The sequence below is a fragment of the Pseudomonas sp. Irchel 3E19 genome (assembly GCF_900187585.1).
In the GTDB taxonomy this organism is placed as follows: domain Bacteria; phylum Pseudomonadota; class Gammaproteobacteria; order Pseudomonadales; family Pseudomonadaceae; genus Aquipseudomonas; species Aquipseudomonas baetica.
Map to the genome: position 1 here is coordinate 73,420 of NZ_FYDT01000017.1, position 14,091 is coordinate 87,510.

Sequence of the window (14,091 nt, forward strand, 5' to 3'; positions counted from 1 at the left end):
GGAGCATAGTTAGTTGACCGATAATCGTCTTAAAGGGGGACGAGAGAAGCTTAGAGCTTCTTCGAATGCAGAATTCGGGCTTGGTTTTGCGATGTTTATTGACATTAACGCCCTCATCGCTGGCAAGCCAGCTCCCACAGGAACAATGCCGAGCACAAACCTGTGGGAGCTGACTTGCCAGCGATGGCGACCTGTCAGACACAACAGTGCGTTAGTGCAGGCGCTTGCGGCACATCAACTGGGCCATTTTCGCGGTATCCGGACGCTCGACGATGCCTTTTTCGGTGACGATGGCATCGATCAAGTCAGCAGGGGTTACGTCAAACACCGGGTTAAACGCTTCAACATCAGCGCCGACACGCTTGCCACCGACTTCCAGCAACTCGGCGCCATCACGCTCCTCGATCGGAATGTCGTCACCGCTGGCCAAGTGCATGTCAATGGTCGAACTCGGCGCCACGACCATGAAACGCACACCGTGGTGCATGGCATTGACCGCCAGTTGATAGGTGCCGATCTTGTTGGCCACGTCACCATTGGCGGTGATGCGGTCAGCGCCGACGATCACCCAGGTCACGCCTTTGGTTTTCATGATGTGCGCGGCAGCAGAGTCGGCATTCAGCGTTACCGGGATGCCTTCGTTAGCCAGCTCCCACGCGGTCAGGCGCGAACCCTGTAGCCACGGACGGGTTTCGTCAGCATAAACGCGCTCGACCATGCCTTCGAGAAAAGCCGCGCGAATAACCCCCAGCGCCGTACCGAAACCACCGGTCGCCAGCGCCCCGGTATTGCAGTGGGTGAGAATCGCCTGCGCATTGCCCTGATGCTTGCGGATCAGATCGACACCGAGCTGTGCCATGGTCAGGTTGGCTTCGCGATCGCTTTCATGAATCGCGATGGCTTCGGCTTCCAGTGCCACCAGCGGATCGGCATTGTCCTTCAAGCGATCCAGCCGATCGTGCATGCGATTCAACGCCCAGAACAGGTTGACCGCGGTCGGACGGGAATCAGCCAACAGAGCGAAGTCCTCTTCCAGCGCCGCGTACCAGTCGCCTCCTTCGGCAATTCGCGCGCGAGCCGCGAGCACGATGCCATAGGCCGCGCTGATGCCGATGGCCGGCGCGCCACGCACCACCATCGAGCGAATCGCCTCAGCCACGCCGGCGGCGCTGGTGTAGGCGATCCAGGTTTCCTCGAACGGCAAAATACGCTGATCCAGCAGGTGGAGCGCGCCATCTCGCCAATCGATGGCCTTTACTTTCTCCGCAGCCAACAGTCGATCGCGCATCCCTCACCCCGCACTCATGAACAAAAGCCACCGATTATAGCGATCCCCCCGCGAAGACGCTCGGGTATACTTCGCCATCCTTTACAAAAGCACTGGAACCGACCCTCGATGCCGAAACCTGCCATTGCGCTCGACTTATTATTGCTGCCGACCTGGCTGGTACCCGTCGAACCTGCAGGCGTTGTGCTCAAGGAGCATGGCCTGGGCATCCGCGACGGGCGCATCGTGTTTATCGGCCCGCGCGCCGAAGCATTGAAGTGTAACGCCACGCAAGTGCGCGAATTGCCGGATGTGCTGCTCGCTCCGGGCCTGATCAATACACACGGCCACGCAGCGATGACGCTGTTCCGTGGCCTGGCCGATGATCTGCCACTGATGACCTGGCTGGAAAACCACATCTGGCCGGCCGAAGCCAAATGGGTCGATGAAGCGTTTGTCCGCGACGGCACCGATCTGGCCATCGCCGAGCAGATCAAGGGTGGCATCACGTGCTTCTCGGACATGTACTTCTTCCCGAAAGTCGCCAGCGAGCGTGTGCACAACAGCGGCATCCGCGCGCAGATCGCCATTCCGATCCTCGATTTCCCGATCCCTGGCGCCAGCAGTGCCGACGAGGCCATTCGTCAGGGCGTCGAGCTGTTCGGTGATCTGAAGCATCACGAGCGGATCAAGATTACTTTCGGCCCTCATGCACCCTACACCGTCGGCGACGAGAACCTCGAGAAAATCCGTGTCATCGCCGAGGAACTGGACGCATCGATCCACATGCACGTCCACGAAACCGCTTTCGAAGTCCAGCAAGCCGTAGAGCAGCGCGGCGAACGTCCGCTCGCCCGCCTTGGCCGCCTCGGCCTGCTCGGCCCGCGCTTCCAGGCCGTGCACATGACCCAGATCAGCGATGACGACCTGGCGTTGCTGGTAGAAAGCAACACCAACGTCATCCATTGCCCGGAATCGAACCTGAAACTCGCCAGCGGCTTCTGCCCCGTCGAGCGCCTGTGGCAGGCTGGCGTGAATGTCGCGGTCGGCACTGACGGCGCGGCCAGCAACAATGATCTGGATCTGCTCGGCGAAACCCGCACTGCCGCCTTACTGGCCAAAGCCGTCGCCGGTTCCGCCACCGCGCTCGATGCCCATCGCGCCCTGCGCATGGCCACACTGAACGGCGCACGGGCCTTGGGGATCGAATCCGAAACGGGTTCGCTGGAAATCGGCAAAGCCGCCGACATCGTCGCGTTCGACCTGTCCGGCCTGGCGCAGCAACCGGTGTATGACCCGGTTTCACAGCTTATATATGCCACCGGCCGCGATTGCGTGAAACACCTGTGGGTCGCCGGCAAACAATTGCTCGATGACCGGCGCCTGACCCGCATGGATGAAGAACAGCTTGGCGCTGTTGCCCGAGCCTGGGGCCAGCGCATCAGCGGCCATACCGAATCGTAAACACCCGGGCCACACTCCGGGGCTACAACCTTTTTCAAGTTTTTCGAGGAATTGAACATGAGCAACGTCGACCACGCCGAAATCGCCAAATTCGAAGCCCTGGCCCATCGCTGGTGGGACCGCGAAAGCGAATTCAAACCGCTGCACGACATCAACCCGCTGCGGGTCAACTGGATTGACGAACGCGTCAATCTGGCTGGCAAGAAAGTCCTCGACGTCGGTTGCGGTGGCGGCATCCTCAGCGAAGCCATGGCCCAGCGCGGCGCCACAGTGATGGGCATCGACATGGGCGAAGCGCCCCTGGCGGTCGCGCAACTGCATCAACTGGAATCCGGCGTCAGCGTCGAGTACCGCCAGATCACCGCCGAAGAGCTGGCCGAAGAAATGCCCGAGCAGTTCGATGTGGTGACCTGCCTGGAAATGCTCGAGCACGTGCCAGATCCATCGTCGGTCATCCGCGCCTGCTTCCGCATGGTCAAGCCGGGCGGCCAGGTGTTCTTCTCGACCATCAACCGCAACCCGAAGGCCTACCTGTTCGCCATCATCGGCGCTGAATACATCATGAAGCTGCTGCCGCGCGGCACACATGACTTCAAGAAATTCATCCGCCCGTCCGAGTTGGGTGCCTGGAGCCGCATGGCCGGCCTGACCGTCAAGGACATCATTGGCCTGACCTACAACCCGCTGACCAAGCACTACAAACTGGCCAGTGACGTTAACGTCAACTACATGATCCAGACCCTGCGCGAGGAGTAAGCCGATGGCTATCAGAGCAGTTCTTTTCGACATGGACGGCACCCTGCTCGACACCGCGCCGGACTTCATCGCCATCTGCCAGGCGATGCGCGCGGATCGTGGTTTGCCTGCGATGAACGACAAGCACATCCGCGACGAGATTTCCGGCGGCGCCAAAGCGATGGTCGCGGTGACGTTTTCGATGGACCCGGAATCGCCGGGCTTCGAGGAGTTGCGCCTGGAGTTCCTCGAACGCTACCTCGTCGGCTGCGCGGTGCACAGCAAGCTGTTCGACGGCATGGGCGAACTGCTGGCCGACATTGAAAAGGCCAACCTGATCTGGGGCGTGGTGACCAACAAACCGTTGCGCTTCGCCGAGCCGATCATGCAACAGCTGGGGCTGGCCGAGCGCTCGGCACTGTTGATCTGCCCGGATCATGTAAAGAACAGCAAGCCGGATCCGGAACCCTTGATCCTCGCGTGCAAAATGCTTGATCTGGATCCGTCGACGGTTCTGTTTGTGGGCGATGATCTGCGTGACATCGAGTCGGGGCGTGATGCCGGGACCAAAACGGCCGCAGTGACCTACGGCTACATTCACCCGGACGACAACCCGCGGCATTGGGGAGCGGACGTAGTGGTGGATCATCCGCTGGAGTTGCGCAAGGTTTTGGACAGCGCGCTCTGCAGTTGCTGATCAAAGTCAAAAGATCGCAGCCTATGGCAGCTCCTACACTGATTGTGATTTTCTGTAGGCGCTACCGAAGGTTCGGACCGCGTTCGGACGATCTTTTAGCTATTAATGGATTGTGAGGTTTTTATGTTTGATTACTCCGCTCGTCCCGAATTGCTCAAGGATCGGGTCATTCTGGTCACCGGTGCCGGTCGTGGCATCGGTGCGGCCGCTGCAAAAACCTACGCCGCGCATGGCGCAACCGTGTTGCTGCTGGGCAAGACCGAAGCCAATCTGACGCAGGTCTATGACGAGATCGAAGCCGCGGGCCACCCGCAACCGGCAGTGATCCCGTTCAACCTCGAAACCGCCCTGCCCCATCAGTACGATGAACTGGCGGCGATGATCGAGAGCGAATTCGGCCACCTCGACGGTTTGCTGCACAACGCCTCGATCATTGGCCCGCGCACGCCGATCGAGCAGTTGTCCGGCGAAAACTTCATGCGCGTCATGCAGGTTAACGTCAACGCCATGTTCATGCTGACCAGCACGTTGTTGCCGCTGCTCAAGCTGTCTCAGGATGCTTCGGTGGTGTTCACCTCCAGCAGCGTCGGACGCAAAGGGCGCGCTTACTGGGGCGCTTACGGCGTGTCGAAGTTTGCCACCGAGGGCCTGATGCAAACGTTGGCCGACGAAGTCGACGGCGTCGCGCCTGTGCGTTCCAACAGCATCAACCCCGGCGGTACACGCACCAGCATGCGCGCGCAGGCTTATCCGGGGGAAAACCCGCTGAACAATCCGACCCCGGAAGAGATCATGCCGGTCTACCTGTACCTGATGGGCCCGGACAGCACGGGCATCAACGGCCAGGCGTTCAACGCCCAGTAGTGCCATACGTCGCATTTGTTGCCGTGACGGATTCCCGTCGCGGCATGCATTTGCCGCTCATGACCGTCACAATCGAGTCAAATATCCAACACCCCTCCCCGCGCCTTATTTCCAAGCCATTGATTTTTATGGCTTTAAATAAAAACGAACCGAATGGCACGACTTTCGCTCTAAATTCCCTCAAAGCATGCCGTGTGAAGGCAATGGGGCCAGGCCTGATTCGATAGCTGACTAATCGTCATCAGGCAGACTAAACTTACGCCAAACGTCCTACGGGACTGATGGATCAGTATGACGCGCAGCCCATAGCCGCTCTCACCCAGCCTGTAAGACAGACTTACTGCTTAGGGGCTCACGCCATATGAAATCACCTTCCCAGACCAATGCAATTGACTTTGACAGTGCCAAATTGCAACGCTTGGGCTTTGGTCAGTTGCCTCCGCTCCTGGAACGCCCGACCAGTCTGGCGCAATTACGCCAGCAACTGAGCCTGCAACTGCAAACCAGTCTTGAGCCGCAACGAATCCTCGGTCTGTTTTTCCGCGAAGTTCAGCGTCTTGTGCCGCTGGATGCCTTGAGCTATCTGCATCAGGGCAGCGATCTGCGCCTGGAGTTCGGCGCTCGCGGTCACCATTCGGTCAGCTACACCCTCAGCCATGAAGGCGAACACATGGGCGAACTGGTGTTTCGCCGCAATCTGCGTTTCAGCGAGCAGGATCAGGGCAACCTCGAATCCCTGCTGTCATCGTTGCTGTACCCGATGCGCAACGCCCTGCTCTATCGCGCCGCAACACAAAGCGCGCTGCGCGACCCGTTGACCGGTGCCGGCAATCGAATCGCGATGGAGCAGACACTGCAACGCGAAATTGAGATGTCACGCCGGCATCTGCAACCGTTGTCGGTGCTGATGCTCGATATCGACCACTTCAAACGGGTCAACGACAGTCACGGTCACAGTGCCGGCGATGATGTGCTCAAAGCCGTGGCAGCGTCGATCAAGGGGCAATTGCGCAACGTCGATATGGTCTTTCGCTATGGCGGCGAAGAGTTTCTGATTCTGCTGTCCAATACCAGCCGTGAAGCCGCGGCAATGGTTGGCGAGCGGCTGCGCTATGCGGCGCAGGCGGCGGAATATTATGCCGATGGCCAGTTGATCGAGCTGACGGTCAGCCTGGGGTGCTCGACCCTGCTTCCTGGGGAATCGGCAGAAAGCCTGTTGCGTCGCGCCGACAGCGCGTTGTACGTGGCCAAGCGTGAGGGGCGGAACCGGTTGGCGATGGCCGGCTGATCCCTTCCCGCCTTCTACAAAACCGTGTGGGAGCGAGCCTGCTCGCGAAAGCGGTGTGTCAGTCGATCAACGACTGACTGACACACCCTCTCGCGAGCAGGCTCGCTCCCACTTTTGTTTACGACTAGCCGAAAGATCAGCTTTCGACTACGACTCTGCGTTCACGATTGACCAGCAAGCGCTCGGACGTCTCAAGCTGCATGCAGCGCTCCAGGAACAGATACATGTAGTCGTAGCTCTTGCAGATTGCCTGACGCAGTTCGGCCTGTAGGGCCTTGCTCGGGTTCATGCCGGCCAGGGTGCAGATAATCTCCAGCGCTTCCCACGGATGCGCATCGTCGTATTGCGCATGCATCTTCAGCCACTTCATCGCCCGCTTGCGATCTTCTTCGGGGAACGCTGCGGCATACACGCCCGTGGAACAGACAAGCGCCGACCATTCCCCGGTCGCGCCCTCGATCGCATAGTTGGTTGCCGCAATCGCCACGATCAGCGAATCCGCAGAACTGGTATGCCAGCACCAATGACTCAAGGCGTGCAACTCCGGCGGCACTTGCTGGGCCTGGAGATCTTCCAGACTTACACCGTGCGCGCGACTCCAATGCACCCAGTAATCGGCGTGATTGAGTTCAACGCGAATGTTGCGCATCAGCCAGCGCCGCGCCATGTCTTCACCGGGGTGGCGGGCGAATTTGGTTTTGGTCAGGTTCTGCGCCATATACAACGCAAACTGCTCGACCACCGGCCAGCCCCCGATCAGGTACTGACGCATGGTCTTGGCGCTGAGCTTGTTATCACGCATGCGCAAGTAAAGTTCATGTTCGACAACCCGGCGCTTGCTCGCGCTGCAATCCTGAAGCAGCTGTTGTGCCCAGCCAGGATAACTTGCAGCTTCCATGAGGGGTCCGGTTCGGTTGAATGTGTCGATCACTGTTCGGCTCCTTTTGATTTGTGATTGTAAGGATCGGCAAGAGACTTCAACGGAACGTGCCAGGCGCTTTGAATAACAGCGGTTGCGGTCTGGCGGGCCGACTTTGCAAACTGGCACAGGTAAACAACTGCGGGCGTTCTATGACATAACCCTGAGCATAATCCACGCCGATTTCAAGCAATGCCTGCTCGATCTGCGGTGTTTCAACAAACTCGGCAATTGTTTGCTTACCCATGACATGCCCGATGTGATTGATCACTTCGACCATTGCGCGGTTAATCGGGTCGTCCAGCATATCCTTTACGAAACTCCCGTCGATCTTCAGGAAGTCTACAGGTAAATGTTTCAGATAAGCGAATGAAGACATTCCGGCACAAAAGTCATCTAACGAAAAGTAGCAACCCAAGCCTTTGAGTTCATTGATAAATCTAATAGCGCTGCCTAAATTTGAAATTGCACTGGTTTCTGTAATTTCAAAACAAATCATTTCAGGCGGTATCGCATAGTTAACAAACTGTTCTTGTAGGAAGTGTAAGAAAGCGTCATCTCCGATAGTAATGCCTGAAAGATTAATCGCACACATCGCCAAGGGTGTTTGATGTTCTTTGTTAATACATTGGGCAATAACCTTAAATACGTTCTGCACTACCCAGCGATCCAACTGACTCATCAAACCATAGCGCTCGGCGGCCGGGATAAAGCTGTCAGGCAAAATCATCCGGCCGGCTTCATCGTGCAGGCGCAGCAGAATTTCAATGTGCCCACCCGTTTTGTCATCGGGTTTGAGCGGCGCAATTTCCTGGGCGTACAGGCAAAAACGGTCCTCCTCCAGCGCCATGTGCAAGCGTTGCACCCAGGCCATTTCGCCGAAGCGCAGGGACAACTCGGAATCGTCGGCATGGTAGACCTGCACCCGATTACGGCCCTTTTCCTTGGCCATGTAGCAAGCCATGTCGGCAGCGCGCAGCGAGGCTTCGAGGGTGGTCGGGGTTTGCGCGATATGCACCAGACCGATACTCACGGTGGTCTGGAAGGGCCGCCCCTTCCAGACAAAGTGCAGGTTTTGAATAGTCTGACGCAGGCTCTCGGCAATCTTCTCGGCCGCGTCCGGCGCGCAGTTCTCCAACAAAATGCCGAACTCGTCACCGCCCAGGCGAGCGAGGGTGTCGCCCTCGCGCAAGCCGGACTGCAGCAGCGTGCAGATGTGCCGCAACAGCTCGTCCCCAGCGGCATGGCCACAAGTATCGTTGACCAATTTGAATTGATCGAGATCGAGAAACATCAGCGCATGGCGCCCGGCCTGGCGCGTGAGGTTGTGCAGCGCCTGCTCAAGGCGATACTCGAATTCACGCCGGTTGGCCAACCCGGTCAGCGCATCGTGGGTCGCCTGCCAGGACAGATTGGCGATGTACTGGCGCTCCTGCGTCATGTCGTGCAACACCAGCACGGTGCCACTGACCTTGCCGGCGTTACGGATCGGCGCGCCGACCAGCGTCACCGAAACCGTACTGCCATCCAGGCGCTGGATCAGTCTGGAATGTTCGCTGCCACCACTGAGCTGACCGCTGAGGATGTGCTCGATCAACGTCAGCCCTTCGGCCTGAGCGTTGTCATCGAGCAGGTTAAACAAGGCCGCCAGCGGCAGCCCGGCCGCCTGCTCGGCTTTCCAGTGGGTCAGGGCTTCGGCAGCAGGGTTCATATAGTCAATGGCACCGCTCACATCGGTGGTGATGACCCCGTCGCCAATCGACTGCAGAGTGATATGCGCCCGATCCTTCTCCAACTGCAGCGCCTCGGCGAACGCATGCCGTTGCTTGAGCAGTTTGTGGGTGCGCAACAGCGCCAGCACGATCAGCCCCAGCGCGGTAGCCAGATTGGTCACCAGCAGCAGGCGCAGGATCATCCGCGACCCTTCACCCAAAGCGTCACTGAACGCTTTGGCCGCCGGGGTCACGCCGTCGTTGATCGCGAAAATCTGCGCTTTCCAGCGGCGGATATCGGCATCACTGGCCGCGTTCGCGACGATATGCTGGTGCATTTCGCGCGCCAAGCTGTCGAGCTCCACGAGGTAAGCGTCGCCCACCGTCCAGCGGTCGATGGCGGTTTCGAGGTAACTGAAATGACGGAAATTGAGGTAAAGCCAGATCAGGCTGGAGACATCGTCCGGGTGATTGCCGCCCTTGAGAATGCCCTCGCGCGCTGACTGCAGGTCCGGCGGCTGGCGATCCAGAGCCACCCGCAGCTGATGCCCGCCCTGAGGCACGGCAATCGCATTCTGGTATTTGAGGAAAATCGCCTCGTCATGGCTGTCGGCGTACAGGTTCAGATAATAGATGGCGTCTTTCTGGCCCTTGGACCACAGACTCTCACCCGCGACATAACCGCGAACGGCCGACAGGACGTAGAGACTCACACCCCCCAATAACGCCTGAAACAACACAACGGCAATGAATGGCCAGACGATGCCCAACAGCCGTGGCGTTCCGAGAGTCCGCTTTTGCTTCATGGGGTTCCTTGCATGGTCACTGCCTGATCATTCTTCCCTATCAGACCATCCCCCCAAGACTAGGAGGCGATCCCGATTAGAGCAAGCCGCAGATCCGCCTCAATACAGCACAGGCCGGGGGCATACATATATACCGCCAGCGGTGGTTTCAACACCGATTTACTGAGCATTCCGACTCCCCGAACCCATTTGGGGACTCTTACGAAGGAGTGCGATATGACCGATACACCTATAACGTTATCCGACACACCGGTCATCGCCGAGTTTCGCGCCACCCAGGCGCTCGGACTTGACGACAGCCCGAACATCGAAGAATTCGTCCAGCCTCCTAACGCTCAGGATCGAAGGCGATTCAAAGCATTGCAACGCAAAACGCCCGATCTTGTGCAAAACCTCACTGTCGACGACCTCAAGCGCAAACGCATCCATTGGCAAATCATCGAAACCGTACGTACCTTTCTGGCTGGCAAACCTTCATTGATCGGCCATCTCGGCGCTTCGGTGCTCGCCTCTGCCTCGGCGGATGAACTGCGTGCGACGCCTTCCGTATTCCTGCAGAAGGTACTGAGTGCGGCCAGTACCGAGGACCTGACAGAGCGCCTGCTGAAAACCCTCAAGTGGTACGGCGCGCGCGTCGGCGAGAAAGCACCGGCATCGGTACGCCATCAACTGGCATGCAAAGCGATCTGCCTTTATTTGCACGCCCCCTCGGCGGATGAGCCACAGGAAGTCGCCGGATTCCGCTGGGACGACCCGGCCCACTGGGGCAAAAGCTACCAGACGCTACGCGCCGATTTTGAACAACACCTGCTGGACACCCAAAGGGTTGCCAACCGCAAAGAAGCAATCCTGCTCGCCCGAGTCTACGAAACCCGCCTTTCCAAAGACTTCGCCGTGCGCGACATACCGGCCGAGCTGCCCTACAAAAGTTCGCTCGTGTGGGTGAACTTCATGCACGGCGTGCTCCTGGCGGATGAGCCCGACGAGGATCGATCGCAACCGCTGTCCTTTCAGCAATTAGTCGATCTGCCGCTCAAACGCAGTACCGATGCATCCCCCGAACAACTGCAAGACATTGCTCGACTGCGCTTGATACCGGCACTGGAGTGGGCGATCTGCAAAGGTATCGTTCAATCACGCCCCACATTCGATTACGACCAGAATGATATGCAGGTGGCGATCACCGCGCTGGACAGTCACAACGAACGCCTGACGCAGGCGGTGCTCGCACTGACACTACCGTGCCCTGACAGAATGAACATGGCCAAAGAGGCTAAAGATCGTCTGTTCGGTGCGGCAGCCTTCGAATCGGACGGGCGCAAATTACTGGCTGACGAGCACGACAGCAATCGGTTCATGGACAGCCCCTCATTCAAAGTGCCGGGGCACGCCTTCCTCGATGTGTATGCCGACGGGCAGTTCGACAGTGGAAAAAAATGGTTTGTCACCGCTGCCGATGGCAAGACACGCACCGACCACTGGATCAGCGTCGACCACCAGCGCGGCGTTCAGTCGCAGCGCAAAGACCTATCAGGCGTTTACCGGCAGCAGTTTTTTTACGGCAGGCAAAACACGTTGCCGGAAATCAACAATCAGTTTGAAAGCGACTTCAAAAAACACCTTTCAAGTATCCGCAACGCCTATAAAACCCTGATTAGCAGCCTGCTGAACTCACTGCCACTGGCCGACCGTCAGGCGCTGGAGCAGGGCAAAGTGCGCGTACTGAGCCTGCTTTCGAAGAAATCCAAAGACAAGGAGCAGGTCCGGGCAAGGAAAGGTTTTGTGCTACAGGTTATTCAGGGTGAGAAAATCACCTACTACGAACTCATCCCCAGCGCTGGTTTCATTCGTTGCCGACCCACCTTGCGGGTGACCCATACATCCGACGGTGTAGTCGAGGATATTGCGTTTCACACGCCTGTTCCGGGGCAATCAACTGCGCTTGATCTCAGCATGTCGTTGCGGCTGGACTGGTCCGCGCACCTGGATGGAAAGCCACCTGTCGAAGGCGCGTATTGCGTAGCGATCCTGTCCAGCCTAGGCGAAGTACCTGACGCCGCGCCTGCGCAACCTGAAGTAACGCCCCCACTGCCGCGACTCGACACCGTGGCCGACTACATCGCGTCGAATTTCCTCTACGTAGACGAAAAGGCATTACATGCCCGCGCTCGCGGCATAACCACATTTGACACCCTGCGCGACCGACCAGAGCCGATTGTGCTTCTTAAAGAGTTGGCCATGGAGCGGGTCAAACAAACAGTGCCGTTCTGGAGCAACATAGAGGACATCGCATCGGGCGATACTTTCAGGATAATCAGGGGCAGCATCGGGCTGGGTCTGGAAGTCGTTGGCTTCGTGTTACCCATCGGCAAATTCCTCTCAGGGTGCGTGCGTTTGATCAGGGTGGCCACCGGAGCCTCGCACCTTGCACTCAAAGCCAGCCTGCCTGCGTTTTCAAAGCTGGCGAGTAACCTGCTGATCAGCTCGTTGAAAAATCTCAACCCACTGGGCGGCGTCCGGCCGTTGCTGAAGATGTTGGGCAATGGCGCCTGGAAGGGCCTGAAAATCACTAGCCAGCTGGGTATTCGCCCATTCAGAAAACTGGCACACACCGACAGTTACCGGCTCAATCACAACCTGCCCCAGGCCGTCGATCCCGGGCGCTGGAGGCCGCTGACCCCAGGTGATCAACTGGCAACGATCAACGGCATCGACGATGTGCTGGTGCGCAATACCAGCACTGTGGACCTTCAGCGCTTTCACTTGGTGGATCCTGTAACGTCTCTACCCTACGGCCCCCGCCTGAGCCGCCACGGCAAAAACTTTGTGCAAGGCCGGTCAACCTTCAAGACCCAGCCTCTTGACCAGTCCCGCGTGGTGACAGAGGTTCCAGAACACGCCCGTATTCACGACCTGCTTGAAGTCGATGGCAGCACCACAATGCTGATTGATGGCACGCCCTATCGACTGGATGGCAATCAACTGCGCCGCGCCGACATGATCAATGATCAGGCACGGTTCAAAGCCCCGCCGTGCCGGGTGCGCCGTGCTCCGGACGCCGTTTGCAAAACCGTTTATGTCACCCGAGATCCGGCCCCACTGCCAGAAAACCCTATCGATGAAACAAAAGGCTGGGCCCCCTGGTTTGGTGACATTATTTATAGCCCGGCCATCCGCAAACAACCGTTGTGGACAAGCGCCATCAAACGCTACAAGTCGCTCGATGCCTCACTGCAATTACAACAAGGCATTTTTGCTCGAATCAAGGTCAACCTGCCCTACGAACAGGGGGGTAAGTTCGATACCCTGGAAGTGGGTGCGATCCTCGTGACGGCGAAAGACAACTCAAAACACTATGTCTTTACCCGACTGAGCGATGGCGACTTTTATATCAACGAACGCCCTGCAGTTGCTATTCCCGATAGCTTTACATTGAACAGGGCTGTCAGCTCAGACTTGGTAGAGGAATTGAAAACGGTTTATACCGGATCGCTCAATGCCAATAACATCGCCCGCATCCACGGGGTTGAACAAATCGAACACGCGTTGAAAACCATGGATGAAATAGCCATTCCCATCGGCGGCCATATCACACCGCCGGATACGCTCAAACTGCTCAAGGTCGACACCACTCCGGCAGAAGCGGTGATGTTCGATCATTCCACACGCATGATTGTCAGCAAACTTGAGACCGGAGCGGCGTCCTGGTCCCGCAGCAAGGACGCTCCAGAAGCCTTGCGCAAGAAAACCGCAGAAATCTTCGATACCTTATTCACCGAGAAAGTCGTCAACGTGACGGCGAACAGTGATCTGAAAATCAATCAGTCGATGCTAAAACTTCAACGACTGCTGCCGCGGAAATTTCAAACCGAAAACCCCAGAAATATCGCCTATGCCGACATTGTGACCTCGACCGGCAAGCGCGAGGTTTATGTCAGCGTTTCAGGCGGGCAAGGGCTGACCGGGAAATTGCCCTTGTTCGAACAATTGGGCCGTTCGGACAGCATCAACGTCAACGACATCACTTACTTCAACGTCGATGCCGGCCAGACATTCGCCAGGACATCGCTAAACGTCTCGCCTGACGGAAAGCTTCTGGCCATCCCGCATACGATAAAGGACGTCAATGCCTATACCGCGAAACTCACCAGCCGACCGACTTCACTGGACAGCGAAGCCAAGCTGATCAGCGTGCTCCGGCAAAAGTACCCGGACAACAAAATGATCAAGTCGATTGACGTGGCCACTACCCTGTCGCCGTGCAACAGCTGCGCGGTAGTTCTCAAAGAATTTGCTTATGACGGAGCAGTGGATGGGTTGAAGGTGTTGTGGGGATGAC

9 protein-coding genes are annotated in these 14,091 nt (G+C 57.9%); 6 read left to right on the forward strand and 3 right to left on the reverse strand.

The features are described from left to right. Window positions 1-211: 211 nt before the first annotated feature. Window positions 212-1,288 (reverse strand): S-methyl-5-thioribose-1-phosphate isomerase, encoded by a 1,077-nt coding sequence (mtnA, locus tag CKW18_RS13360; RefSeq protein ID WP_095189230.1) that lies wholly within the window; start codon window positions 1,286-1,288, stop codon window positions 212-214. Window positions 1,289-1,396: 108 nt separating this feature from the next. Between mtnA and CKW18_RS13365 the strand changes: the two genes are divergently transcribed. From CKW18_RS13365 to CKW18_RS13385, 5 genes are all read left to right on the forward strand, one after another. Next, window positions 1,397-2,731 carry a TRZ/ATZ family hydrolase gene (locus CKW18_RS13365; protein WP_095189231.1) on the forward strand — a complete coding sequence of 445 codons (1,335 nt, stop codon included), beginning with the start codon at window positions 1,397-1,399 and terminating at the stop codon, window positions 2,729-2,731. A gap of 57 nt (window positions 2,732-2,788) precedes the next feature. Then, window positions 2,789-3,487 carry a bifunctional 2-polyprenyl-6-hydroxyphenol methylase/3-demethylubiquinol 3-O-methyltransferase UbiG gene (gene ubiG / locus CKW18_RS13370; RefSeq protein WP_095189232.1) on the forward strand — a complete coding sequence of 233 codons (699 nt, stop codon included), beginning with the start codon at window positions 2,789-2,791 and terminating at the stop codon, window positions 3,485-3,487. Window positions 3,488-3,491: 4 nt separating this feature from the next. After that, window positions 3,492-4,163 carry an N-acetylmuramic acid 6-phosphate phosphatase MupP gene (gene mupP / locus CKW18_RS13375; protein WP_095189233.1) on the forward strand — a complete coding sequence of 224 codons (672 nt, stop codon included), beginning with the start codon at window positions 3,492-3,494 and terminating at the stop codon, window positions 4,161-4,163. Window positions 4,164-4,286: 123 nt separating this feature from the next. Beyond that, a complete protein-coding gene (locus CKW18_RS13380; RefSeq protein WP_085710824.1) occupies window positions 4,287-5,027 on the forward strand; it encodes a YciK family oxidoreductase in 741 nt (246 codons plus the stop codon). A 361-nt stretch (window positions 5,028-5,388) separates the two neighbouring features. Further along, window positions 5,389-6,315, forward strand: coding sequence for a GGDEF domain-containing protein (locus CKW18_RS13385; RefSeq protein ID WP_095189234.1), 927 nt, complete (start codon window positions 5,389-5,391; stop codon window positions 6,313-6,315). Window positions 6,316-6,451: 136 nt separating this feature from the next. Here the strand turns inward: CKW18_RS13385 and CKW18_RS13390 are convergent, their stop codons facing one another. Next, a complete protein-coding gene (locus tag CKW18_RS13390) occupies window positions 6,452-7,213 on the reverse strand; it encodes a TenA family transcriptional regulator (RefSeq protein ID WP_371857629.1) in 762 nt (253 codons plus the stop codon). 79 nt (window positions 7,214-7,292) lie between these two features. Beyond that, window positions 7,293-9,752 (reverse strand): EAL domain-containing protein, encoded by a 2,460-nt coding sequence (locus tag CKW18_RS13395; RefSeq protein ID WP_095189236.1) that lies wholly within the window; start codon window positions 9,750-9,752, stop codon window positions 7,293-7,295. A gap of 216 nt (window positions 9,753-9,968) precedes the next feature. Between CKW18_RS13395 and CKW18_RS13400 the strand changes: the two genes are divergently transcribed. Further along, on the forward strand, window positions 9,969-14,090 hold the full coding sequence (locus CKW18_RS13400; RefSeq protein ID WP_095189237.1) for a deaminase domain-containing protein: 4,122 nt from the start codon (window positions 9,969-9,971) through the stop codon (window positions 14,088-14,090). The last annotated feature ends 1 nt before the right edge of the window (window position 14,091 follow it).

Excerpts from the sequence above, each read along its gene's own strand:
- CKW18_RS13365 (WP_095189231.1), top strand. The coding sequence starts at position 1,397 with ATGCCGAAACCTGCCATTGCGCTCGACTTATTATTGCTGCCGACCTGG.
- CKW18_RS13390 (WP_371857629.1), bottom strand. The coding sequence starts at position 7,213 with ATGGAAGCTGCAAGTTATCCTGGCTGGGCACAACAGCTGCTTCAGGAT.
- mupP (WP_095189233.1), top strand. The coding sequence starts at position 3,492 with ATGGCTATCAGAGCAGTTCTTTTCGACATGGACGGCACCCTGCTCGAC.
- CKW18_RS13385 (WP_095189234.1), top strand. The coding sequence starts at position 5,389 with ATGAAATCACCTTCCCAGACCAATGCAATTGACTTTGACAGTGCCAAA.
- CKW18_RS13380 (WP_085710824.1), top strand. The coding sequence starts at position 4,287 with ATGTTTGATTACTCCGCTCGTCCCGAATTGCTCAAGGATCGGGTCATT.
- ubiG (WP_095189232.1), top strand. The coding sequence starts at position 2,789 with ATGAGCAACGTCGACCACGCCGAAATCGCCAAATTCGAAGCCCTGGCC.
- CKW18_RS13395 (WP_095189236.1), bottom strand. The coding sequence starts at position 9,752 with ATGAAGCAAAAGCGGACTCTCGGAACGCCACGGCTGTTGGGCATCGTC.
- mtnA (WP_095189230.1), bottom strand. The coding sequence starts at position 1,288 with ATGCGCGATCGACTGTTGGCTGCGGAGAAAGTAAAGGCCATCGATTGG.
- CKW18_RS13400 (WP_095189237.1), top strand. The coding sequence starts at position 9,969 with ATGACCGATACACCTATAACGTTATCCGACACACCGGTCATCGCCGAG.